The sequence below is a fragment of the Streptomyces thermodiastaticus genome, from assembly GCF_014656135.1.
Taxonomy (GTDB): Bacteria; Actinomycetota; Actinomycetes; order Streptomycetales; family Streptomycetaceae; genus Streptomyces; species Streptomyces thermodiastaticus.
Map to the genome: position 1 here is coordinate 48,694 of NZ_BNBV01000017.1, position 22,749 is coordinate 71,442.

General features: G+C 71.3%; 17 protein-coding genes and 2 pseudogenes. 11 read left to right on the top strand and 8 right to left on the bottom strand.

The window, feature by feature from the left end:
* Nucleotides 1-22: 22 nt before the first annotated feature.
* The gene (locus IE286_RS16685) at nucleotides 23-1,396 is read right to left on the bottom strand and encodes an FAD-binding oxidoreductase (protein WP_189797538.1); all 1,374 of its coding nucleotides are present in this window, start codon (nucleotides 1,394-1,396) and stop codon (nucleotides 23-25) included.
* A gap of 462 nt (nucleotides 1,397-1,858) precedes the next feature.
* On the bottom strand, nucleotides 1,859-3,394 hold the full coding sequence (locus IE286_RS16690; protein WP_372462561.1) for an MDR family MFS transporter: 1,536 nt from the start codon (nucleotides 3,392-3,394) through the stop codon (nucleotides 1,859-1,861).
* 687 nt (nucleotides 3,395-4,081) lie between these two features.
* Here IE286_RS16690 and IE286_RS16695 point away from each other — a divergent pair.
* Nucleotides 4,082-5,197 (top strand): sialidase family protein, encoded by a 1,116-nt coding sequence (locus IE286_RS16695; protein ID WP_229862952.1) that lies wholly within the window; start codon nucleotides 4,082-4,084, stop codon nucleotides 5,195-5,197.
* Here the strand turns inward: IE286_RS16695 and IE286_RS27910 are convergent.
* Nucleotides 5,173-5,886: a hemerythrin domain-containing protein gene (locus IE286_RS27910; RefSeq protein ID WP_372462559.1), complete on the bottom strand. Its 714-nt coding sequence runs from the start codon at nucleotides 5,884-5,886 to the stop codon at nucleotides 5,173-5,175. The two genes, IE286_RS16695 and IE286_RS27910, sit on opposite strands and share 25 nt — an antisense overlap.
* A 257-nt stretch (nucleotides 5,887-6,143) precedes the next feature.
* Here IE286_RS27910 and IE286_RS16705 point away from each other — a divergent pair, with 257 nt between their 5' ends.
* Nucleotides 6,144-6,998: an alpha/beta fold hydrolase gene (locus IE286_RS16705; protein ID WP_189797542.1), complete on the top strand. Its 855-nt coding sequence runs from the start codon at nucleotides 6,144-6,146 to the stop codon at nucleotides 6,996-6,998.
* Between the two features lie 611 nt (nucleotides 6,999-7,609).
* On the opposite strand, the pseudogene IE286_RS27915 reads toward IE286_RS16705, so the two are convergent.
* The 3 genes and pseudogenes from IE286_RS27915 to IE286_RS27920 form a co-directional block, all read right to left on the bottom strand.
* Nucleotides 7,610-8,407 (bottom strand): annotated as a pseudogene (locus IE286_RS27915) (alpha/beta hydrolase).
* A gap of 169 nt (nucleotides 8,408-8,576) precedes the next feature.
* On the bottom strand, nucleotides 8,577-9,269 hold the full coding sequence (locus tag IE286_RS16715) for a P-loop NTPase family protein (RefSeq protein ID WP_189797543.1): 693 nt from the start codon (nucleotides 9,267-9,269) through the stop codon (nucleotides 8,577-8,579).
* Nucleotides 9,270-10,056: 787 nt separating this feature from the next.
* Nucleotides 10,057-10,359, bottom strand: a pseudogene (locus tag IE286_RS27920) (hypothetical protein); the annotation flags it as partial.
* Nucleotides 10,360-10,645: 286 nt separating this feature from the next.
* On the opposite strand from IE286_RS27920, the gene IE286_RS16725 reads away from it, so the two are divergent.
* From IE286_RS16725 to IE286_RS16760, 8 genes are all read left to right on the top strand, one after another.
* Nucleotides 10,646-11,668 carry a LacI family DNA-binding transcriptional regulator gene (locus IE286_RS16725; protein ID WP_189797544.1) on the top strand — a complete coding sequence of 341 codons (1,023 nt, stop codon included), beginning with the start codon at nucleotides 10,646-10,648 and terminating at the stop codon, nucleotides 11,666-11,668.
* Between the two features lie 80 nt (nucleotides 11,669-11,748).
* Complete coding sequence (locus tag IE286_RS16730; protein WP_189797545.1) at nucleotides 11,749-13,047, top strand: extracellular solute-binding protein; 1,299 nt, start codon at nucleotides 11,749-11,751, stop codon at nucleotides 13,045-13,047.
* Nucleotides 13,044-13,979 (top strand): carbohydrate ABC transporter permease, encoded by a 936-nt coding sequence (locus IE286_RS16735; protein WP_189797546.1) that lies wholly within the window; start codon nucleotides 13,044-13,046, stop codon nucleotides 13,977-13,979. Before IE286_RS16730 ends, IE286_RS16735 begins: the two co-directional genes overlap by 4 nt.
* 1 nt (nucleotide 13,980) lies before the next feature.
* The gene (locus tag IE286_RS16740; protein WP_189797547.1) at nucleotides 13,981-14,880 is read left to right on the top strand and encodes a carbohydrate ABC transporter permease; all 900 of its coding nucleotides are present in this window, start codon (nucleotides 13,981-13,983) and stop codon (nucleotides 14,878-14,880) included.
* 8 nt (nucleotides 14,881-14,888) lie between these two features.
* Nucleotides 14,889-15,965 (top strand): glycoside hydrolase family 130 protein, encoded by a 1,077-nt coding sequence (locus IE286_RS16745; RefSeq protein WP_189797548.1) that lies wholly within the window; start codon nucleotides 14,889-14,891, stop codon nucleotides 15,963-15,965.
* Entirely contained in the window at nucleotides 15,962-17,179 is a 1,218-nt protein-coding gene (locus tag IE286_RS16750; protein WP_189797549.1) for a Gfo/Idh/MocA family protein, read from the top strand. The genes IE286_RS16745 and IE286_RS16750 overlap by 4 nt, the downstream gene beginning before the upstream one ends.
* Nucleotides 17,176-18,798: a glycoside hydrolase family 13 protein gene (locus tag IE286_RS16755; RefSeq protein ID WP_189797550.1), complete on the top strand. Its 1,623-nt coding sequence runs from the start codon at nucleotides 17,176-17,178 to the stop codon at nucleotides 18,796-18,798. The genes IE286_RS16750 and IE286_RS16755 overlap by 4 nt, the downstream gene beginning before the upstream one ends.
* Nucleotides 18,782-20,170 carry a phosphomannomutase/phosphoglucomutase gene (locus IE286_RS16760; RefSeq protein ID WP_189797551.1) on the top strand — a complete coding sequence of 463 codons (1,389 nt, stop codon included), beginning with the start codon at nucleotides 18,782-18,784 and terminating at the stop codon, nucleotides 20,168-20,170. Before IE286_RS16755 ends, IE286_RS16760 begins: the two co-directional genes overlap by 17 nt.
* Before the next feature lie 261 nt (nucleotides 20,171-20,431).
* Here the strand turns inward: IE286_RS16760 and IE286_RS16765 are convergent, their stop codons facing one another.
* Together IE286_RS16765 and IE286_RS16770 are read right to left on the bottom strand one after the other, a co-directional pair.
* Nucleotides 20,432-20,848 (bottom strand): RidA family protein, encoded by a 417-nt coding sequence (locus tag IE286_RS16765; protein WP_189797552.1) that lies wholly within the window; start codon nucleotides 20,846-20,848, stop codon nucleotides 20,432-20,434.
* A 72-nt stretch (nucleotides 20,849-20,920) separates the two neighbouring features.
* Complete coding sequence (locus tag IE286_RS16770) at nucleotides 20,921-21,610, bottom strand: HD domain-containing protein (protein ID WP_189797553.1); 690 nt, start codon at nucleotides 21,608-21,610, stop codon at nucleotides 20,921-20,923.
* 72 nt (nucleotides 21,611-21,682) lie between these two features.
* Between IE286_RS16770 and IE286_RS16775 the strand changes: the two genes are divergently transcribed.
* Nucleotides 21,683-22,636 (top strand): GlxA family transcriptional regulator, encoded by a 954-nt coding sequence (locus IE286_RS16775; protein WP_189797554.1) that lies wholly within the window; start codon nucleotides 21,683-21,685, stop codon nucleotides 22,634-22,636.
* Nucleotides 22,637-22,749 lie beyond the last annotated feature (113 nt).

A 22,749-nucleotide genomic window follows, 5' to 3' on the forward strand; every position in this document is an offset into this window, starting at 1 on the left:
TGGTGGATGGTCGCCCGGCTTCTCAGGAGGCGGGCGGCAGGGGGATGGCCTGGAAGACGTGGTCAGGGTCGAAGCGGCGTTTGACTTCGAGCAGCCGCGCGGTGTTGGGCCCGTAGGCGTGCGCGATCCGGGCGGTCTCGTCCGGTCCCAGCAGGTTGGCGTACCCGCCCGGCAGAGCCTCGGCGTCCAGGGCCTGGGCCACCGTGTCGGCCCAGGCGCGATGGTCTGCGGCGCGGGTGTCGTCCGGGTCCCACAGGGCGATGATCTCGGTCATCAGGTGCGGGACGCGGTGGGCGAACGCCGTGTCCGTGGCGGGCACGCGCGCCGCGGCACCGTGCAGGCTGTGCACCGAGACCGCCGAGTAGGGCGAGGTCAGCGCGTCACCCGCGAGGCCGAGCGCCGTGCGCACACCCGGCGTCAGCGACGGCACGGAGCGCGTGCGGATCTCGACGTGCCGTCCGAAGGGGAAGAGCGCGTCGATGCCGGCCAGCATGTCGGAGGTGGTGGTGGGACCCACCTGGGAAACGGCAGGGGCACCGAGAGTGCCGAGGCGTGCCAGCGCGCGTTCTCCCGCCGCGCGGTCGTCGCCGCTCCAGGTGGGAGAGAGGAACACCGCGGGTGTGCCGTCGGGGCCGGGCAGGACACCGTACTGGACGGTCAGCTCGTCCGGACTCTCGTCCAGGAGGTCCGCCAGCCCGGTCAGCACGGTCTGCGCCTGCTCCCACGGGAACAGCAGCAGCCCGGACAGCAGCGCGGGCACCCGGTGCAGGCGCACCCGCATCGAGGTGACCACCCCGAAGTTCCCGCCGGCACCGCGCAGGGCCCAGAACAGCTCCGGTTCCCGTTCGTGGTCGGTGGTGACGACCGACCCGTCGGCGAGGACCACGTCGGCGGACAGCAGGTTGTCCACGGCGAGTTTGAAGCGGCCGCTGAGCGGTCCGTATCCCCTGCCCAGGGTCAGGCCCGCCATGCCCACGGAACCCGCCGAACCCGTCGCCGCCGTCAGACCGTGGAGCTGGGCGCCGGCCACCACATCGGCGGCGGTGGCGCCCCCGGACACCTCGGCGATCTGGGCCACGGGGTCGACCGTCACCTGGCGCATGCCGGACAGATCGATGGTCAGCCCGCCGTCGCTCAGCGCCCTCCCGGCCCAGTCGTGGCCGCCCGCACGGACCGTCAACGGCACGTCGTGCGTACGCGCGGCCCGTACGGCGGCCTGGACGTCGGCCGGGCCGGCGCATCGGACGACGACACCGGGCCGGGCGGACACGGCGCCGTTCCAGATGGTCCGGCCGGCGTCGTAGTCCGGTCCGGTGGTGACCACCCGTTCCGCCCGCATGGTCCGTCGCAGGGTGTCGGTGAGGCGGGAAAGTCGCTGTGGGGCGGTGGGGGACATGGGGCCTCTTTCTCTGCTGAGGAAACGCTGAGGGAACAAGGAGCGCGGGCTGCTGAGCTCTCGCCTCGGGGCGGCCCTCGGGGAGATCCGCTCGGGAAGCCCCGCGACGCCGTGGTTGCGTGAGGAAACGCGGCACCCGGTGGTGCGAGCGGCGTCCTCGCTCGGCGATCCCCGTTGTCCTGACGGTCGTCACATACGTGTGGCAGCAGGCCAGGCGTCCGTGCGGGGAAGGGGAGCGCCACGACGCGCTGCGGACCGCAGTGCTGTGCACCGATGGTGCGACGGTGGTCTCGCCGCCGGTGCCGGCGCACATGTCCTCGGACGGACACCACTCGTGGTGGAACGACCGTTCTGCCGTGAGCATCCTGGCAAGCTCCGTTCGCAGCTGTCAAGACAGACCGTTCTCCGCCTGCCCGGCGCACCGGTCCGGCAACGGGTTCCACGGCCGGGCGGGCGGTGCCGTCAGGACGCCGGGTCCGCCTCCGCGGCCTGGGCCAGGCCGCTGGTGGAGCGCAGCGGGACTTCCTTGATGAACAAGGTGATCAGGAAGGCGACCAGGGCGAGCGGGGCGGCGTACAGGAAGATGTCGCCGAAGCCGTGGCCGTAGGCGCCCTCGAGCCAGGTGCGCACACCGGCCGGCAGAGTCGCGACGTCGGGCAGCCGGCCACCGGACGCCTTGGCGGCGGTGACCTGGTCCTCGGGGGTGAGCTGGGCGATCGTCGCACGGGCGTGATGGCTGATGCGGCCGGTGAGGACCGAGCCGAGGACCGAGACGCCCACCGCGCCGCCGAGCGAGCGGAAGAAGGTCACGGTGGAGGACGCGGCCCCGAGGTCGTCGGGAGAGACCTGGTTCTGCGTGCACAGCACGAGGTTCTGCAGGGTCATGCCGACACCGAGTCCCACCAGTGCCATGAAGGCGGCGATGAGTGCATACGGGGTGTCGTGGCGGAGCGTGCCGAGCAGGCCCAGCCCTGCGGCCATCAGCGCGGCGCCGGTCACCAGCCAGCCCTTCCACTTGCCGGTGCGGGTGATGATGCGGCCGGAGACCGTGGAGGACACGAACAGGCCGATGATCAGCGGAATCGTCAGGATGCCCGACCTGGTGGGGGACGCGCCGCGCGCCACCTGGAAGTACTGGCTGAAGAACACGGTCCCGGCGAACAGGGCGGTGCCCACGAAGAGGGAGGCGGCGGACGCCAGGGTGATGGTGGGATTGCGGAACAGCCGCAGCGGGATGACCGGTTCGTCGGCCTTCGTCTCGGCGAAGAGGAAGGCCAGCGTCAGGACGACGGCGACGCCGATCAGCGTGCCGGTCTGCCAGGACAGCCAGGCGTACTTGTCGCCGGCGAAGGTGACCCAGATCAGCAGCGTGCACACGGCGGCGGTGACGAAGAAGGCACCGGCCCAGTCGACCTTCACCTGACGCTTGGCCGGCGGCAGGTTCAGCGTGCGCTGCAGCACGACCAGCGCGACGACGGCGAAGGGGATGCCCACGAACAGGCACCAGCGCCAGCCGAGCCAGCTGGTGTCGGTGATGACACCGCCGAGCAGGGGGCCGCCGACCGTGGCGACCGCGAACGTGGCGCCCAGGTAGCCGGAGTAACGGCCGCGTTCACGCGGGGAGATCATCGCGGCGAGCACGATCTGTCCCAGCGCGGACAGTCCGCCGCCGCCGAGTCCCTGCACGACCCGTGCGGTGATCAGCGTGGCGGGGTTCTGCGCGAGACCGGCCAGCAGAGAACCGGCGACGAAGATCACCAGTGCCGCCTGGACCAGGAGCTTCTTGCTGAACTGGTCGGCGAGTTTGCCCCACAGGGGTGTCGAGGCGGTCACCGTGAGGAGCGCCGAGGTGACGACCCAGGTGTAGGCGCTCTGGCCGCCGCCGAGTTCGCCGATGATCCGTGGCAGCGCGTTGGTGACGACGGTCGAGGACAGGACGGCGCAGAAGAACCCGAGCAGCAGCCCCGACAGGGCACGCATGACCTGGGCATGGGTCATCGCGGTGGGGGCCGTCCCCTCTGCCGGCACGGTGGGCGATGCCGCACCGGCACTGGGTGTGGTGGTCATGGACGACGTTTCCTTTGTCTTCGTGGTGACAGGTGTCTCGGTGGTGACGAAAGGTCAGGGGACAGGTGCCTCGACGACCGCCCGTGAACTGCACGGTCGGTGGCAGAAGCAGGCGCGCGACAGGGGCGGGCGTCGTGACCGGCCGGCACACGTTCCTCGTCGCATCTGCAGCGGTGCGTTGCTCGGCGACACCCGGAGCAGTCGGACTTCCCGCGGCCTCCGGCGCGCCCGGTGGTGCGGTTGATGGTGACGGACAGGGGGGGGTGCTGCGAGGCCGCGACCGGGACGCGAAGTGGGCCTCAGTCAGTCAGGTCACCAGAGGATGAGATAGAACGTTCGGTACCCCACTGCCTGTCTTCGCAGGCGACCGCAGCGGACGGAACCCCGCTTCTCGCAAACCGCAGATCACGCACATTCGACGCATCGCGGGGTACTGGAGCAAGACGCGTTTACATCGATGTGCATTCGGCTCTAGCCTTGCGCGCGTCCCACCAATCGGAAGGAACACCTATGGTGATCCGGCGAGTTCGGCATGCCCTGAGACGGCGTCCGCTTCTCGTGCTCGCACTGAGCGGCGCCCTGGGACTGCTTGCGACCACCCCAGCCGCGACATCCCCCTTGATCACTGAAACGGCGGCCTCCAGCACCACCGCCGCCGCGGCCACCGGCACACCGTTGCAGGACGGAACGGCCCTGTACCCACGGGTCATCCGCCTTGCGCACAACGGGGATTCCAACGGGCGCATCCTGGCCAGCGTCGTCACCTTCGACGGCAACAACGGCATCGGTGCGATCCACGAGAGCACCGACGGCGGAGCGACCTTCCACCGGGTCGGCACCATCGCCGACCCCGAGTCCGCGGCCGGCCAGGGGCTGTGCTGCACCACCCTGTTCGAGCTGCCCCGCCAGGTCGGCGACATGCCGGCGGGCACCCTGCTGTGGGCCTCCTCCGCGGGCCAGGACGAGCAGGACCGCCGCATGGCGCTGCGCATCTGGCGGAGCAACGACGTGGGCCGCACCTGGTCCTACCTGTCGTCGTGTGCCGTCGCGGAAAACACCGGTGGCCTGTGGGAACCGGAGTTCTCCGTGGCCGCCGACGGCGCCCTGGTCTGCCAATACTCCGACGAGACGGACCCCGCGCACAGCCAGAAGCTCGTCGCGGTGCGCTCGTACGACGGGATCCACTGGCAGGACCGTCACGACGTCGTGGCCAGCAGCTGGCAGCCCGACCGCCCCGGCATGCCGGTGGTGCGCCGGCTGCCGAACGGCACGTACTTCATGACCTACGAGATCTGCAACCCGGGCGGGCAGTACCAGTGCGTCGTGCACTACCGGACCTCCCCCGACGGCTGGAACTGGGGTGACCCCACCTACCTCGGCATCCGGCCCGAGACGGCCGACGGACGGTACTTCCGCGCCACGCCCACCATCGCCTGGGCGCCGGGCGGCGGGCCGAACGGCCGCATCCTGCTGATCGGCCAGCGCCTGCTCAACCGGGACGGCTCGGTCGCCGACGGCAGCGGCCGCACCATCCTCACCAACTCGAACAACGGTGAGGGACCGTGGACCGCGATCGACGCACCGGTCAACGTGCCGAACCCCGACGTGAACTACTGCCAGAACTACAGCTCGCCTCTCCTGCCGTCGGAGGACGGCACGCAGGTCCTCGAACTGGCCACCGACTTCGACGGCTCGGTGTGCCGGACGTACTACGCGACGGGCCCGCTGCCGTAGGCCGCATCCGGCATCCGGATCGAGCCGGCTGAGAGACGCATGTCCCCGGCCGGCCCGAGCGGGGCGTGGTGGGGCGGAGGAGGGCGCCGACGGCAGGCCGCGCGCCACGCCCCGCTCCACCTCACACCCCGAAACCTCCGAAGCCCCTGACTCGGGGACGACACCTCGCGTGGGCCCTCACCCGCCGCGACGGAACCACCGTCGCACGGGTGGGGGCCCACGTACACGACGCGACATGCAGCATCAACTGGTTTGCTGCGTGCGGGAGTTGTGGACCCACCTCGTGGGCGACTGCTGTCGGACGATGCCGAGCGCGAGCGCCGCCTGCCGGCCGTTGCGGAGCGTCTCGACCGGGAGAAACCGGGTCGTGCCGTGACCGCGCAGGCGGGGGACGACCGCCTGTCGATCTCGTCGTGCTGGGACTGCATGGTGCCGAGCAGCGGGGCGACATCGCCGGCGGCTCGTTCCCGCAGTATCGGCCACAGCAGCGCGTCCTCGGCTGCGTGGTGAGCGTGCAGCAGCCCGGCGACGAAACCGACGTGTTCGGCAACCATGGTCGCGTGGTGCGCATCCCCCGGCGTCACGTTCTCCGCGAGGTCCGGCATGGCGGAGAACTCGCGGCGGAACATGTCGTGGACAGCGATCATCTCCCTGCTGTCCGCTCTTCTTGCGGTCTCGGACATGAGCATCTCCTCGGCAAGGGGCCACCCACGAGCAGTCGGCTAGAGCGGCGAGACCCCGGGGTGTCTTTCCGGCGCGCGCGGCGTGACGTGCCGCATGAAGGCGGGCGCACCCATCGCCTCACACGCTACCGTACGAGGGAGAACGTTCGGTACTCCTGTCGTGGGTGTCGTCTGCCGGATGCGAGTGCGGGAGCGAGGTGTGCGCGAGTCGTGGCCGAGGGTTCACGAGACAGGACGTTCATTACACCTGGAGGTCGTTCCCCATGTCCCGTCCATCGAAGGGCCTGCTCTCCGTCGGTGCGGCTGCGCTGGTCGCAGCCGGTGCCGCGGTTGCCGTTCCGGCCGCGGCTGCTCCGAACCCGTCCGCCGGCGCGGTCACGACGCATGTCGGGCAGACGCACCAGGAGAAGCCGACCGTGGTGCTGGTGCATGGAGCGCTCGCCGACTCCTCCAGCTGGAACGGAGTGATCAAGCGGCTCACGCACGACGGCTATCCGGTGCGCGCGGTGGCGAACCCCCTGCGAGGTCTGCCCACCGACGCGGCCGCCGCCAAGGACGTGCTGCGCAGCATCGACGGCCCCATCGTGCTGGTGGGCCACTCCTGCGGCGGAGCGGTCGCCACCGAGGCGGCGGCCGGTAACCCCGACGTCAAGGCACTCGTGTACCTGGCGGCACTGGTCCCCGACAAGGGCGAGCCCGCGTCCGGCCCGTCCGACATCCCCGTCGAGCACCCGCTGCCGCCGCTGCCGGGCGCCCAGGTCACGACCGTGGCCGCGGACGGCACCAAGAGTGTGGACACCTGCATCAAGCAGGAGCAGTTCGCGAAGCGGTTCGCCGCCTGCGTCGACCCGGTGACCGCCGCGGCGATGGCGGTCACGCAGCGGCCGCTCGACGCCCGTGCGAATCAGAGTACGACCACCGCCGCCGCCTGGCACGACATTCCGAGCTACTACCTGACCGCCGCGAAGGACCAGATCATCGAGCCGGAGAAGGAGCGCTGCTTCGCGAAGCCGGCCAAGGCGCACGCCGAGGAGATCCATTCCTCGCACGCCGTCATGGTCAGCCACCCCGGAGCGGTCACCCGTCTGATCGAGGAAGCCGCCCGCGAGAACGGCTGACCCGCCCCTGACCGCCGACGGCTGACCACGGGTCCGGTTCGGGATCCGTCGCCGGGACCGGAGTCGGCCGGGCGAGCGAACGCGCGGACGACAGCATGCCGCGCCGAGGTGTCAGCACCCCGGCGCGGCATGCTGTCGCCTCCGTGTCCCCGCGCGGGCCTCCAGTCGGCCGGGGCCCGAGCCCGCCTGCAGCGGGTGTTTTGCGGGTGTCTCGCCGAGGTGTCGCGGGCGTCTCGCTGTCGTCCGTCGGCACACCGCGCCGCCCTGACGCCGGTGTGCCGGCGGACGGCGAGTCCCAGTGCCCCCAGTGGCCGGCCATGTGATGCGCCAACAGGCCGTTCCTCCAGGTGCCTTCGCGGTCGCGGGAGGAACGGCCTGTTCGTGCGGGCCGGGGGCGTGACGGCGTGCGCGGTCGCCACGTCGTACTCGGCCGCCGGCGTGCGGCGAGTGGTACGACTCACCGCGCTCCGTACATCCACGCAACTCACCGCTGCCCCATACGGCCACGCCCACGCGCGCCGACGCGACGACGGGAGCGTGGACCGCATCGCCCAGGCTCCCGGGGTGTGACACGGTCCGGCCCCGCGCCGCGGCGGAGCCGGACCGGTTCGTCAACGCGTGCCGCAGGCGGCGTCCTCGATCACCTTCGTCACCGCACCGGGGTGGCTGACCATCACGGCGTGCGAGGAGTCGACCTCCTCGATGTGTGCGTGGGCCCGCTTGGACATCGAGAGCTGCAGCGCGGGAGCGATCGCGTGATCCTGACGGGTGATCAGGCTCCAGGACGGGATGGTGCGGTAGGCCTCCTCGACGCTGGCGTCGGACACCGCCTTGGTGTTGGCGGGCCGCTGCGCCGCCGCCATGTCGGCGGCCGTGGTCTTGTCGACGTCACCGGCGAAGGTCTCCCGGAAGTGGTCCGGGTCGATGGAGACCTCCGTACCGCCCGGAACCTGGGTGGAGACGAGCGGGATGGGCGGCGTGGACTGCGCGGCCAGGTCGCCCACCGACTCACCCTTGGCGGGGATGAAGCCCGCGACCTAGACCAGCGCCTTGACGTCGGGGTCGGAAGCCGCGGTGTTGGTGATCACGGCACCGCCGTAGGAGTGTCCCACGAGCACCACCGGGCCGTGGATGCTGGACAGGTAGCTGGAGACGTAGGCGGTGTCGCTGGTGAGCCCCTGGAGCGGGTTGGCGATGGCGCGGACCGGATAGCCGTCCGTGCGCAGGCGCTCCATCACCGACGACCAGCTGGAGGAATCCGCCCATGCCCCGTGGACGAGCACGACGGTCGGCTTCGGGGAGGCGGTCTGGTCGGTCTTCCCCGTGGCCACGGCCGGAGCGGTGGCGGCTCCCAGAAGGGTCAGGGCGCCGGCGACGAGTGCGACACGACGCGAGAGAGGAATGCGCATGAGGTGTCCTGTTCGGTCAGCGGGCAGGAGCGGTCGGGCAGCCCGTTACGGGGCCGCCCCGCTCCATGAGATAGAACGATCGGTACTCCTCATTGGAGACTCCTCCGCGCTTCGTGTCAAACCGATCGTTCTATCTCATCCGTGTGGCCCTTGTGACCCTCACGGGACGTCACGTCGCCGGGCGTCCGTACCGGCGCAGACGGAACGCCGTGCTCACCTGCTCGACGAGGTCGTCCTCCGTCATCGACGTCTCGACCAGCACGGTGCGCAGTCGGAGGCGTCCGGCTTCCTTCTCGACGCGTTCGGTGAACATGCGGTCGCGTTCGGCGAGGTTGCGGGCCGCCCGTGAAGGGTTGCTGGTCTTCCGGACGAACCCTTCCCCTGAAGCCGAACGACGGTCGAAGACCGCCTGGCGGAAAGCGGGTGTGGGGAGCAGCCAGACGGCACGCTCGGGCGCGGCGAGCAGAGGCTCGACGAGGCGGGGCAGCAGCCGGAATCCCTCGACGACGGTGCACGGCTTCGCCGGCAGGCGAAGAAGGTCCTGGACGATCAGTCCGAAGGCCTCGCCGTGGAACCAGGGGAAGGTTTCGAGCATGACCTCGGGACTCCGGTTCACCCACCGCTCGTCCATGTCCATGGCCATGAACTCGTGCAGCAGCGGCGCCTCTTCGCGGGTGGTCCGCCGTGCGTGCTCGTGCATCACGTCATCGGTCGCATACAGACCCCAGCCGTGACGGTCGGCCAGGCGGCGCGCGACCGTCGACTTGCCCGCGCCGCTTCCACCCCCGATCCAGTAGACGTGCCGCAGCCGTGCCGGAAGATCTGCGGTGTCGGTTTCCTCTCCAGGCTTTTCGGTCGGCATCCGTATCCCGTTCACAAGGGCGACGACAGAGCAATCCCTGGTGGCCGTCGGCGTCGGCGGCCTTTTCTCAAGCTACCCGCAGGAGGCTGCTCACGGGTGCGGATCGTCGAGGGGGTGAAGCTCGGCTCAGGAGTGCGGTGCGCCGGAATCCGACCCCAAGGGAGCATTGAGCAGTTGGACGGGGGAGAGGTCGGAGTAACGGCCGACGTCACGCATCACCCCCCCCGCTCTCCGGTGCGCCGAACGACGCTCTCGCGGAATCCTCGTCACGGAACTCGCACACCGCGGCGGCCACGGTGGTCCCGCCGTCCGGCGGGAACAGTGCGGTGATCGATTCAAGGCCGTACGGCTCCCCGGTCCTGCGAACAGTGGGAGGTGACGGGAGACGTAGTAGTCACGATCGAAGCGGTAGGGCGCGCCGGTCGAGGGGTAGGCCACGAAGACAGTCGTCGTCGTTGTGTGCTTTCCTACTTCATCCGGCGTTCTTCTCCAGCTCTCTTCGTCCGGCTTCCTCGTCCAGCTCTCTTCGTCCGGCTTTCTGTATCCGGCACTCTTCACCATCTTTCTTCGCCCGGCTTTCTTCACCCGGAACGGCCGGTCTTCCTCTGGCCGGGCGGAGCCGGTTCAGGCGTGGCTGGGAAACTGTTCGGCGGGAAGGCGGCGCATGAAATCCAGCAGCAGCGCGCAGAAGGCCTCGGGGCGTTCCAGCGGGGCGAGATGTCCGGGGGACATCGGCCCACGGGGCCGCCTCGTCGTGCCGGGGTGTGGCGGCGTCGCCGTGGCCCGGCAGGTCCGGTGCGACGGCCCGGACGCCGGCTGCGGCGAGCAGCGGGAGATGGGCCCGCCACATGGTGCGGTCGGTGGGCCGGGCGTGCAGCAGGACGACCGGCTGTCCCTGGCCGGCCTCGTCGAACGGAAGAATCATGGTCGCGGAGCTTTCTCGGCTTTCTCGGACGCGGAGGAGCGTTGTCGGGCGGAGCTGGGCGGACGGCGCCGGCGCGGTGCGGGCATCGCGGTCCCGCCTCGCGCACACCACGCTAGGCGCTGTCGCACGCCGGGGCGTGGGTGTGCTGCACCCACCCGCCGGCATCCGGAACCAGGTGCGCGGGCATCGGCGAACGGGCTGGTCACACCCGCTGCGGTGCGGGTGCGGCGGTGGCTGCTCGGGCGACGTGCGGAAGGGCTCCGGCAGGTGTCACGGCAGCGGAGGAGGGGACCGTATGCGGACCATCTGTCTCCGCTTGTGACGCAGAGCACACGCATCCAGCCATTGACGCCCTCCGGGTGAACCGGTTCAGTAGACGTCGATCCGGTCGCCTAAACCGGTTTGAACGGCCGTGCGGCCTCCTCGGGCCCGCGGAGAACGGAATTGCGTCATGGTCCGCAAGCAGCCCACCATCGCCGATGTCGCGCGGCTCGCAGGTGTCTCACGCACGTCCGTCTCCTTCGCGCTGAACAACCGTCCGGGGATCGCCGAGGAGACCAAGCAGCGCATCCTCGCCGCGGCCGCGGAACTGGGCTGGAAGCCGAGCCGTCCCGCCCGCGCCCTGTCCCTGGGCAAGGCGGGAGCCTTCGGGCTGGTGCTCACCCGTGAACCGGAGGACATCGGGGCCGACCCGTTCTTCCCGGCGTTCATCGCGGGGGTCGAGGCGGCCCTCGGCGAGCGGGGCGACGGGCTCATGGTGCACGTCACCACCCCGGACCGGGAGCAGGCCGTCTACGAACGGCTCGCCGCGGACCGCCGGGTGGACGGAGTGCTGCTGACCGACCTGCGCCACGACGACCCCCGCCCGGGCCTGGTGCGCCGGCTCGGGCTGCCGGCGGTCGTGGTCGGCCAGAGCGAGTGGGGCGACGGGCTGACCTCGGTGAGCCTGGACGACCGTCCCGCCTACGTCGCGGCGGTACGCCGCCTGGCCGAACTCGGCCACCGCCGTATCGCACACGTCGAAGGCCCCCGGACCTTCCGCCACGCACACCGGCGCCGCATGGCCTGGGAAGAAACCCTGCGCGACCTCGGACTGCCGGTGGGCCCCGTGCTCCCGGGGGGGTTCACCGCAGAGGGCGGTGCGCGGGCCACCCGCGAACTGCTGGGCCTGGCCGAGCCGCCCACCGCGATCGTCTACGGCAACGACCTGGCCGCCACGGCGGGTCTGTCCGTGGCCCAAGAACTCGGTGTTCCGGTACCGGAACGCCTGTCGGTGATCGGCTACGACGACACGCCGCTCACCCGCTACACCCATCCGCCGCTGTCCTCCGCCCGTGCCGATGCGCGGGCCTGGGGACAGGCGGCGGCACGGGCCCTGGACGGGGTCCTCGCCGGTGAGGAGGTGGCACATGTGGTGCTGCCGCCGGCCGAGTTCGTCCCCCGTGCCTCGATCGGCCCGGCGCCCCGTCCCTGAGGACGGGGACCACGCCCGAGGGCGTGGCACCGATGTTCCGCCCGGCGACGAGGCCGGGTGTGCACAGTACGGAGATCTTCATGCTGAGGAGAACGGCGTACACACTGCTGGTCCTCGCCGTCGCGGGTGCCGCGACGGCGTGCGGCCGGGCGGCCCCGGATGCCGAGGTCGCCGCATCGAGCCGCGGTCCCATCACGGTGTGGCTGTCGAACAACGCCCAGGAGGTGGCCTGGGGGAAGAAGATGATCGCCGCCTGGAACGAACGCCACCCCGACGAGCACGTCACAGCCCAGCAGATCCCCGCGGGCAAGACCTCCGAGGAGGCCATCAGCGCCTCGATCATCGCGGGCAGCACCGCGTGCCTGGTCTTCAACACCTCACCGGCGTCGGTGCCGACCTTCCAGAAGCAGAACGGCCTCGTGCCGCTCAGCGACTTCCCCGACGGCGACGCCTACATCACGGCGCGCGGCGGCGCCCTCACCGACCAGTACCGCTCCCCGGACGGCACGTTCTACCAGCTGCCGTGGAAGAGCAACCCGGTGATGATCCTCTACAACAAGAAGATCTTCGAACAGGCCGGGCTCGATCCGGAGCACCCCCGGCTGGCGACCTACGACCAGTTCCTGGAGACCGCCCGCACCCTGGTGCACAGCGGCGCCGCCAAGGCCGCGATCTGGCCGGCGCCCAGCAGCGAGTTCTTCCAGTCCTGGTTCGACTTCTACCCGGCCTTCGCCGCGGAGAGCGGCGGCAAGCAGCTCGTCGAGAACGGCACGCCGCAGTTCGACTCGCCGGCCGGCCGCAAGGCCGCCGCGTTCTGGCGCACCCTGTACGCCGAGAAGCTCGCCCCGCAGGAGACGTACCCGGGTGACGCGCTCAACGACGGGAAGGCCGCCATGGCCACCGTCGGTCCGTGGGCCGTCGCCGCCTACAAGGACAGCGTCGACATCGGGGTGGTCCCGGTGCCCACCTCTCACGGCACGCCGCCGCAGGACACCTACTCCTTCAGCGACGAGAAGTCGGTGGCCATGTTCAGCGCCTGCCGCAACCGGGCCACCGCCTGGGACCTGCTGAAGTTCGCCACCTCCGGGCAGCAGGACGAGGCATTCCTCGACGAGACCGGGCAGATGCCCCTGCGCGAGAACCTGCTCGCGAGCTACCCGGACTTCTTCGCGAAGCACCCGCTCTACAAGCCGTTCGCCCTGCAGGCCGAGCACATCGTCGAGGTTCCCAACGTGCCGGGATCCATCGACATCTGGCAGGCCTTCCGTGACGCGTGGACCAAGTCCGTCGTCTTCGGCGAGGAGTCCACCGGCACCGCGCTGCGCAAGGCCTCCGACAGGATCGGCAAGCTGCTCGACGAGTACGGGGACCCGGCATGACACACCTCACCCCCACCGCCGACGGCGGTCGCACCTCCCGCAAGGGCGCGGCCGCCCGCCTCGGCCGGATCCGCTCCCTGACCGGCATGCTGTTCGTCTCGCCGTACGTGCTGTTCGTGTTCGCCGTGTTCGCCGTTCCACTGGTGTACACGGTGTGGATCTCCGTCCACCGCTTCTACTTCACCGCCCCCGGCACCCACGTCGACGCCCCGTGGGTGGGGCTGGCGAACTACCGGGACGTGTTCACCGATCCGGTGGTGGGCCGCGCCTTCGTGAACATCGCGGTCTTCCTCGTGATCAACGTGCCCCTCACGGTGATCCTTTCGCTGGTGCTGGCCTCCGCGCTCAACGCGAAGATACGTTTCCGTAGCTTCTTCCGCGCCGCCTACTACCTGCCGTACATCACGGCGAGTGTCGCCCTGGTCGCGGTCTGGCAGTTCCTGTTCGGCACGGACGGATTCGTCAACCACGCCCTCGGCTCGCTGGCGCCGGACCCCTCGTGGCTGGTCAACTCGCACCTTGCGATGCCGATGATCGCGTTTTTCGTCACCTGGAAGCAGCTCGGCTTTTTCGTGATGCTGTACCTCGCCGCCCTGCAGAACGTCAGCAAGGAGCTGTACGAGGCCGCCGCGGTCGACGGGGCGGGCCGCATCCGGCAGTTCTTCTCGGTCACCGTGCCCGGGGTACGGCCGGCGACCACCCTCGTCGTCATCTACGCGATCATCACCGGCGCCAACCTGTTCAGCGAGCCCTACCTGCTGACCGGCGGCGGTGGACCCGACCACGCCTCCGTCTCGCCCGTGCTGCTGATGTACCAGAAGGGCATCGAGCAGGGACACCCGGACTTCGCCGCCGCGCTCGGCGTGGTGCTGGTCTGCTTCGTCCTGGTGATCTCGCTGGCGGCCCGCAAGCTCACCGAGAGGGGCAACTGACATGAGCGTCTCCACCCCCGCCCCGAGCGGCACCCCCGGGCACACCGCGGACGGGCCCCGCACGGCCCGCCGCCGCAACCCCTGGGCGACGGCCGTCACCTACCTGCTGCTCGCCCTCGGCGCGGTCGCCTTCCTGTTCCCCTTCTTCTACATGCTCGTCGGCTCCCTGCGGAAGACGACCACCGGAGACCTGTCCTCCGCCGTGCCCCGCGGGATCACCGGCTCCAACTACACCGCCGTCAACGGCGCCATCTCGCTCGGGCGTTCCCTGCTGAACTCCGGGATCGTGACCATCGGTGTCCTGCTGTGCACCCTGGTCTTCGGCCTGCTCGCCGGATACGCCCTGGCCCAGCTGCACTTCCGCGGACGCGGTACTGTGTTCGCCACGCTGCTGCTGGTGCAGACGGTGCCGTTCCAGCTGCTGACCCTGCCGCTGTACGTCCTGGTGGTCCGCGACTACGGTCTCGGCGACAGCTACCTCGGCATGATCCTGCCGTTCGCGGTCAACTCCACGGCCGTCTTCCTGTTCCGGCAGTTCTTCCTGCAGATGCCGCGGTCCCTGTTCGAGGCCGCCCGCCTCGACGGGGCGAGCGAGCTGCGCATCCTATGGCAGGTCGCGCTGCCCATGGCACGCCCGGCCGTGCTCACCGCGATGCTGCTGACCTTCATCGGTCCGTGGAACGAGTTCCTGTGGCCGTTCCTGGTCACCAAGGACGCCGGCATGCAGCCGCTGGCCGTCTCCCTGGCGAGCTTCCTGTCCAATCTTCAGGGCACGGTCCCCAACCCGACCGGGGCCCTGCTGGCCGGCGCCTGTGTGCTGGCCGCCCCCGCGGTGGCGCTGTTCCTTCTGTTCCAACGCCACTTCACCTCGACCGACATCGACTCCGGAGTAAAGGGCTGATTCCCTTCATGAGCACCACCGGCGCCGCTGCGCGCATCCCCTACCGCCTGGTTCGCAAGGGTGTGGTCATGTCGCCGCTGCCCGGCGAACCGAACGAGGCGGAAGGCGTCCTCAACCCCGCCTCCGGACGCACCCCCGACGGCCGCCTGCACCTGCTGCCCCGCCTCGTCGCCGAGGGCAATGTCTCCCGCGTCGGCCTCGCCGAGGTCACCTTCACCGACGGCGTCCCCAGCGGTGTGGAGCGGCGCGGCGTCGTCCTCGCGCCCGACGCCGGCTGGGAACGCGGCAAGAACAACGCCGGCGTGGAGGACCCGCGCATCACCTGGATCCCCTCCCTCGGCAAGCACGTCATGTCGTACGTCGCCTACGGCCCGCTCGGCCCCAAGCCGGCCCTCGCCGTCTCCGACAACCTCACCGACTGGACCCGGCTCGGCCCCGTCCAGTTCGCCTACCAGCCCGACCTCGACACCGACCTGAACCTCTTCCCGAACAAGGACGTCGTCCACTTCCCCGAGCCGGTGCCCGGACCCGACGGCGAACCCGCCTACGCCATGCTGCACCGCCCGATGTGGGACCTGGGCTGGTTCCGGCCCGGCGAAGGCGTCCACCTGCCCGCCGGCCTCGACGACGAACGGCCCGGCATCTGGATCTCCTACGTCCCCGTCGCCGAGGCGCAGGCCGACATCCGGGCCCTGACCCGGCCGCGCGACCACCGGCTCGTCGCCCTGTCCGCACACCCGTGGGAGGCGCTGAAGATCGGCGCCGGCCCCGCCCCCATCCGCGTACCCGAGGGCTGGCTGCTGCTGCACCACGGTGTCTCCGGGCACATCGAGGACCCCTTCGAGCAGAACCAGCGGGTCTCCTACGCGGCCGGCGCCATGCTCCTCGACCCGGCCGACCCCGCGAAGGTCCTCGCCCGCACCGAGGAGCCGCTGATGGCGCCCGAGACCGAGCAGGAGCGGGCCGGCACGGTCCCCAACGTCGTCTTCCCGACCGCCATCGAGGCGATCGACGGCCGGCTGTACGTGTTCTACGGCATGGCCGACGCCCACATCGGTGTCGCCCTGCTGGAGCGCACCGCATGACCGGGGCGACCACCCCCCTCGGTCTCGGCCTCGTCGGCTGCGGCGGCTTCGGCGCGTTCCTCCTGGACGCCGTGGCCGGCCTGCCGGGACTGCGCCCGGTCGCCGTCGCGGACCCAGACCCGGAGCGGGCCAGGGCACTCGGACAGCGCCACGCCGTCCTCGCCCTCGCCGGCCTGGACGACCTGCTCGCCCGCGAGGACGTGGACGTGGTGGCCATCGCCGCCCCGCCGGCCGCGCACGCCGCGATGGCCACCGCGGCACTGCGCGCCGGCCGCCACGTGCTGTGCGAGAAGCCGCTGGCCACCACGGCGCGGGACGCCGCCGCCGTGGCCGGCGAGGCCGAGCGGTCGGGCCGGGCCCTCGTCGTCGACCATGTGCTGCGCTACAACCCGCTGCTGCGGGCCGTGGAACGCCTCACCGGCGAAGGACTGCTGGCGCGCCCGTGCCGCTTCCTGTTCGAGAACGACGCCTCCGACGAGGACCTCGGCCCGGACCACTGGTTCTGGGACCGCGAGCACAGCGGCGGCATCTTCGTCGAGCACGGCGTGCACTTCTTCGACGCGGCGCGCGCCCTGCTGGGCTCCGACCCGGTCAGCGTGCGCGCGACCGCCGTGCGCCGGCCCGGCGGCGACCTCGTCGACATGGTCAGCGCGGACGTGCTTCACCCGGGCGGTGTCCTCGCCTCCCACCTCCACTCCTTCACCCACGCCCACCGCTGCGAACGCCAGCTGATGCGCCTGGACCACGGCTTCGCCGAAACCAGGATCGAGGGCTGGATCCCGGTCCACGCCGAGATCACGGTCTGGACCGACGACGAAGGCGCCCGCGCCTGGGAGCGGCTGCCCGAGCGGACCGGCGCCCTGCTGCACGTGGACGGCTTCCGCCCGCACGGCGGCGAGCGCGTCACCGTCACCGTGGAACGCAATGCCGCAAGCCCCGACCCGGCGCGCGGACGCGGTGAGCTGCGCGCCGTGCCGCACCGGGTGCGCGCCGTGCTCGATCTCGGCGGCGAGGCGCGCAAACCGTACGTCTACCGGGAGAGCGTGCGGGCGGCCGCCGCCGATCTGCTCCGTGTCGCCCGCGATGGCGGCACCCCGGTCGCCGGTGCGCTCGCCGGCCTCACCTCCGTCGCCGTCGCCGAGGCCGCCACGCTGGCCGCCGACACCGGCGCCGAACAGACCGTGCCCGGCTTCCGCACGAAGGAGCCGGCGTGAGCTGGTGGCAGGACGCGGTGTGCTACGAGCTGTACCCGCGCGCCTTCGCGGACTTCGACGGCGACGGCATCGGAGACCTCGCGGGAGCCGCCGGACGGCTCGACCACATCGCCGAGTTGGGCGCCGACGCCGTATGGATCACGCCGTTCTACCCGTCGCCGCTGGCCGACGGCGGCTACGACATCAGCGACCACACCGGTGTCGCCGCCGACCTCGGTACGGACGCGGACTTCGACCGGCTGGCCGCTCGTGCCCACGCCCTCGGCCTGAAGCTCATCGTCGACCTCGTACCCAACCACACCTCCGACCAGCACCCCTGGTTCCAGCAGGCCTTGAAGGCCGGGCCCGGATCGCCGGAACGGGCGCGCTACCTGTTCCGGCCCGGACGCGGCCGCAACGGCGAACTGCCGCCCAACGACTGGCAGTCGGCGTTCGGCGGCCCCGCCTGGACCCGGGTGGCCGACGGCGAGTGGTACTGCCACCTCCACGCTCCCGAACAACCCGACCTCAACTGGCGCGATCCGCAGGTGCGTTCGTCCTTCGCCGGCATCCTGCGGCACTGGCTGGACCGGGGTGTGGACGGCTTCCGCGTCGACGTCGCCCACGCCCTGTTCAAGGCCGAAGGCCTGCCCGACGCCGGACCCGGGCAGCACACCGACCCGCTGCGCAACCACCTCATGCCGTACTACGACCAGGAGGAACTGCACCCGCTGTACCGCGAGTGGCGCACCCTGCTGGACACCCATCCGGCACCGCCCGGCGCGGCGCCGCCCAGGGAGCGGGTGATGGTCGCCGAGGCCGCCGTGTTCGACCCGGCCCGGCTCGCCCGGTACACCCGCCCCGATGAGATGCACCAGGCGTTCAACTTCGCGTTTCTGGAGGCACCTTGGGATGCGGTGGCGCTGCGTGAGGTCATCGACACGTCCCTGTCCGCGCCGGGCGGGGGAGCAGTCACCTGGCTGCTGTCCAGCCATGACGCGGTCCGCCCGGTCACCCGCCTCGGCTCGGCCGCGAGGGCCCGGGCAGCCGCCCTGCTCATGCTCGCGCTGCCCGGCTCCGCCTACGTCTACCAGGGCGAGGAACTCGGCCTGCCGCAGGCCCGCGTCCCCGACGACCGCATCCGTGACCCGCTGTGGGAACGTTCCGGACACACCGACCGGGGCCGCGACGGCTCCCGGGTGCCCCTGCCCTGGTCCGGCGACCGTCCCCCGTACGGCTTCACCACGGCCGGTCCCGACGACACCTGGCTGCCGCAACCCGACGGCTGGGCCCCGCACACCGTGTCCGCCCAGAGTCAGGACCCCGACTCGACCCTCGCCCTGTACCGCGCCGCCCTCCGGCTGCGGCGCGCCCACCCCGCGCCCGATCCGACGGCCCCGCCCCACTGGTACTCGGCTCCCGGCGACAACCATCTCGCCTTCCGCCGCGGCAGGCTGACCTGCGTCGTCAACCTCGGCGAACGGCCCCTGCGCTGGACCGCCCTCGGCCTGACGGGCCGCCCCGTCCTGGCCAGCGGGCCCACCGACGGCGACCGGCTGCCGCCCGACACCGCCCTGTGGCTGGCGGACACGCCCGCTGCACAGCATCACGAAAGAGACAGCCATGACCGCCCCCGATGACCGCGCCCCGCGCACCGACCTGTCCGCCCTCGTCAAGGCCTACGACGTGCGCGGCACCGTGCCCGACCAGTGGGACGCCGGCACGGCTGAACTGTTCGGGGCCGCGTTCGTCCAGATCACCGGCGCACACGCGCTCGTCACCGGTCACGACATGCGGGCCTCCTCCCCGGACCTGGCACGAGCCTTCGCACGCGGAGCCACGGCCCAGGGCGCGGATGTCGTCGCCACCGGCCTGTGCTCCACCGACCAGCTGTACTACGCCTCCGGCGCACTCGGCCTGCCGGGTGCCATGTTCACCGCCTCCCACAACCCGGCCCGCTACAACGGCATCAAGATGTGCCGGGCCGGAGCCGTGCCCATCGGCCAGGACAGCGGACTGGCGGACATCCGCACCCTCGCCGAGCAGTGGACCGACGCCGGCGGACCGCCCGCGCCCGCCGCACGCACCGGCACGGTCACCCACCGCGACACCCTGCCCGACTACGCCGCCCACCTGCGTACCCTCGTGGACCTGACCGGCATCCGCCCGCTCAAGGTCGTCGTCGACGCGGGCAACGGCATGGCGGGCCACACCGTGCCCACCGTCCTGGCCGGCCTGCCGCTGGACATCGTGCCCCTGTACTTCGAGCTGGACGGCACCTTCCCGAACCACGAGGCCAACCCGCTCGACCCGGCGAACATCGTGGACCTCCAGCAGCGCGTCCGGGCGGAGGGCGCCGACCTCGGGCTCGCCTTCGACGGGGACGCCGACCGGTGCTTCGTCGTCGACGAACGCGGGGAACCCGTGTCCCCCTCCGCGATCACCGCACTCGTCGCCCTGCGCGAACTGCGCCGCCGGCCGGGCGCCACCGTCCTGCACAACCTGATCACCTCACGCGCCGTACCGGAGATCATCCGCGAGGCCGGCGGCACCCCCGTGCGCACCCGCGTCGGCCACTCCTTCATCAAGGCCGAGATGGCCCGCACCGGCGCCGTGTTCGGCGGAGAGCACTCCGCGCACTACTACTTCGCCGACTTCTGGAACGCCGACACCGGCATGCTCGCGGCCCTGCACGTCCTGGCCGAACTCGGCGCGCAGCAGGAGCCGTTGTCGGCTCTCACCCGCCGCTTCACCCGGTACGCCGCCTCCGGAGAGATCAACTCCTCCGTCGACGACCCGACGGCACGGCTCGCCGCCGTCCGCGCGGCCTGGCAGGACCGCCCCGGCGTCACGGTCGACGACCTGGACGGCCTGACCGTCAGCGGCCCCGACGGGTGGTTCAACCTGCGCCCGTCCAACACCGAGCCGCTTCTCCGCCTCAACGTCGAGGCCCGCGACGCGCAGACCGTGCGGGCGCTGCGCGACGAGGTGCTGCGGCTCGTGCGTGCCTGAGCACCCGCCGGCAGACGGGACGCTCCGGACACGGCCTGGCGGCGCACTGCGGGCGGTCGTCGACGAGCAGGACCCTTCAGCCGCAGCGCACCGCGCACACGAACCGCTCGCATCGCCCGCGGCATCGGCCCGGCTCCGTCGGCACACCCGTCGACGCCGGGCAACGGCGTCGTGCTGCCGCGGCACCCCAGGCCAGTGCCGAGGGGCCCGGGGCGTGCGTGACCGCGGACCCCGGGCCCCTCAGCGGTTTCACCGACGCCCTCAGTGGCCGGGGTAGGCGGCGGTCGCCTGGATCTCGACGAGGATTTCGGGGCTGGCGAGGCCGCTGACGCCGATGATCGTCCAAGCGGGATGGGGAGCCTTGACGAGGCGCTGCTTGGCGGCGAGGAAGCCGGCCATGTTCTCCCGGATGCCGACGTGGTAGCTCGTCACGTCGACCAGGTCGGCGAAGGTGAGGTTCTCCAGGCGAAGGATCTCCTCCAGGCGCCGCAGGGCGAGTTCGGTCTGCTCCTCGGCGGTCTCTCCGGGGACGCCGTCGGGGCGGCGGCCGATCTGCCCGGAGATGAACAGCAGCCCGTTCGCACGGACCGCTGGAGCGTGACCGAAACGTGCGAAGGCGCTCGTGGTGTCACCGAAGACCGGTGACCCGTCGGGGACCTCTATGTGATGGATGGCCATGGTGGTGATCCGTCCTGTTCTCTGGTGTCTGTTGCTTCGGGTCCACGGCGTCGGCGGACCGGACGGCGCGGGTCAGTTGCCCCACCGGGAGGAGCGGAAGGCGTGCTCCATCCGGGTCCGGCCGTAGGTCTGCCTCTCACGCAGAAACTCACCGGGGACCGAGTAACGCGGGGCGTTCTTCGGGCTCTTGGCGGCTTGCGCGACGATCGCGTCGGTGAGGGTGCGGATCATGTCCAGCCGCGGATAGGCGGCGTGGACGATGCCGGCCTGTGCGTCACCGAGGGCGTCGGCGTAGGTGTTGCCCATCGGTCCGCCGAAGTCCAGCGCGACGCCCTCGCGGACGAGCAGGCACAGCGTGCCGCGGCGCTCCGCGATCCCCGAGGAGGTGTGCAGGGCGATGGCCTGCCAGACCTCGTCGGCGTCCGCCGCGGACCGTCCGTGTCCGACGAGGAACGCGGCGGCCCGGTCGGCGCCCTCGACCTCGAACCGCTGGGTGTGCGGGCCGTCCGCGGCCACGCCCATGTCGTGCATCGCACATGCAGTGAACAGCAGCTCGTCGTCGTAGTCCTGGCCGGCGCTCAGCCGGAGGTGTGCCGCCACGAGGCGAGCGAACAGGTAGGTGCGCATGCTGTGGTTGAACAGGGAGGGCGAGAGCGCCGGCTCGACGAGCTGGACGACAGCATCGGTCAGGGGCGTGCCCGGCAGTGCGATCAGGCCGGTGGCCACCTCGGGGTCCACCTGGCCGGGGATGGGTTCCGTCATGTCCACCAGGCTGGCACCCACGCCTTTGACCAGGTGAGAGGCAACATTGCCGAGTGTCGTTAGAATATTGCCATGTCTGCCGCACCGGAACACCGTGTCGCGATCCTCGCTCTGGACGGTGTGACGCCGCTCGACCTGTCGATCCCCGCGCAGATCTTCAAGACCCGCCCGGAGACCCCGTACGAGACCACCGTGTGCGGGCTCGGCGACATGGTGGCGACCAGCGGTGGCTTCTCCCTGACGACCGGGGGCGGCCTGGACCGGGTGCGCACCGCCGACACCGTGATCGTCCCGGGATACGAGCCGGGCGGCGATCCGCCGGCCACACCGCCGGACGAGGTGCTCGACGCCCTGGTCGAGACACGTGAGCGGGGCGGGCGCGTGGTGTCGATCTGCACGGGAGCCTTCGTGCTGGCCGCGGCGGGCATTCTGGACGGCCTGCGGGCCACGACCCACTGGCTGCACATCGACGAGCTCGCACGCGACTTCCCGTCCGTCACGCTCGAACGCGACGTGCTCTACGTCGACGAGGGGGACGTGCTCACCTCGGCCGGAGTGTGCTGCGGCATCGATCTGTGCCTGCACCTCGTGCGGCGTGACCTGGGGGCGGCCGTGGCGAACCGCATCGCCCGCGGTCTGGTGGCCGCGCCCCACCGCGACGGCGGGCAGGCTCAGTACATACCGGCGCCGGTCACCACGGCGGGGCAGACGTCCCTCTCCGAGACCCGGGACTGGGCGCTGCACCACCTCGACGAGCCCATCACCCTGCGCATGCTCGCCCGGCACGCGGGTGTCTCACCCCGCACCTTCATGCGGCGCTTCGCCGCGGAGACAGGAACCACGCCCCTGCAGTGGCTGCTGAGCGCCCGCCTCGGCAAAGCGCGCGAACTGCTGGAGACCACGGACGACTCGGTGGAGCAGGTGGCCAGGGCCTGCGGTCTCGGTACCGCGGCGAACCTGCGCCTGCACTTCCGGCGCAGCCTCGACACCACCCCCACCGCCTACCGGCGCACCTTTGCCCGCTGACACGGCCGTGGCGTTCACGCTCCACGAGGCACCTGGGCATGCGGTCGAACTGTCCGTGCCGCCGCTTCCCGCACCCAGTCGCCTGTGCTTCCCCTCCCACGGACAGCGGCCCT

Excerpts from the sequence above, each read along its gene's own strand:
- IE286_RS16685 (WP_189797538.1), bottom strand. The coding sequence starts at position 1,396 with ATGTCCCCCACCGCCCCACAGCGACTTTCCCGCCTCACCGACACCCTG.
- IE286_RS16690 (WP_372462561.1), bottom strand. The coding sequence starts at position 3,394 with ATGACCCATGCCCAGGTCATGCGTGCCCTGTCGGGGCTGCTGCTCGGG.
- IE286_RS27910 (WP_372462559.1), bottom strand. The coding sequence starts at position 5,886 with ATGCTCATGTCCGAGACCGCAAGAAGAGCGGACAGCAGGGAGATGATC.
- IE286_RS16705 (WP_189797542.1), top strand. The coding sequence starts at position 6,144 with ATGTCCCGTCCATCGAAGGGCCTGCTCTCCGTCGGTGCGGCTGCGCTG.
- IE286_RS16715 (WP_189797543.1), bottom strand. The coding sequence starts at position 9,269 with ATGCCGACCGAAAAGCCTGGAGAGGAAACCGACACCGCAGATCTTCCG.
- IE286_RS16725 (WP_189797544.1), top strand. The coding sequence starts at position 10,646 with ATGGTCCGCAAGCAGCCCACCATCGCCGATGTCGCGCGGCTCGCAGGT.
- IE286_RS16730 (WP_189797545.1), top strand. The coding sequence starts at position 11,749 with ATGCTGAGGAGAACGGCGTACACACTGCTGGTCCTCGCCGTCGCGGGT.
- IE286_RS16735 (WP_189797546.1), top strand. The coding sequence starts at position 13,044 with ATGACACACCTCACCCCCACCGCCGACGGCGGTCGCACCTCCCGCAAG.
- IE286_RS16740 (WP_189797547.1), top strand. The coding sequence starts at position 13,981 with ATGAGCGTCTCCACCCCCGCCCCGAGCGGCACCCCCGGGCACACCGCG.
- IE286_RS16745 (WP_189797548.1), top strand. The coding sequence starts at position 14,889 with ATGAGCACCACCGGCGCCGCTGCGCGCATCCCCTACCGCCTGGTTCGC.
- IE286_RS16750 (WP_189797549.1), top strand. The coding sequence starts at position 15,962 with ATGACCGGGGCGACCACCCCCCTCGGTCTCGGCCTCGTCGGCTGCGGC.
- IE286_RS16760 (WP_189797551.1), top strand. The coding sequence starts at position 18,782 with ATGACCGCCCCCGATGACCGCGCCCCGCGCACCGACCTGTCCGCCCTC.
- IE286_RS16765 (WP_189797552.1), bottom strand. The coding sequence starts at position 20,848 with ATGGCCATCCATCACATAGAGGTCCCCGACGGGTCACCGGTCTTCGGT.
- IE286_RS16770 (WP_189797553.1), bottom strand. The coding sequence starts at position 21,610 with ATGACGGAACCCATCCCCGGCCAGGTGGACCCCGAGGTGGCCACCGGC.
- IE286_RS16775 (WP_189797554.1), top strand. The coding sequence starts at position 21,683 with ATGTCTGCCGCACCGGAACACCGTGTCGCGATCCTCGCTCTGGACGGT.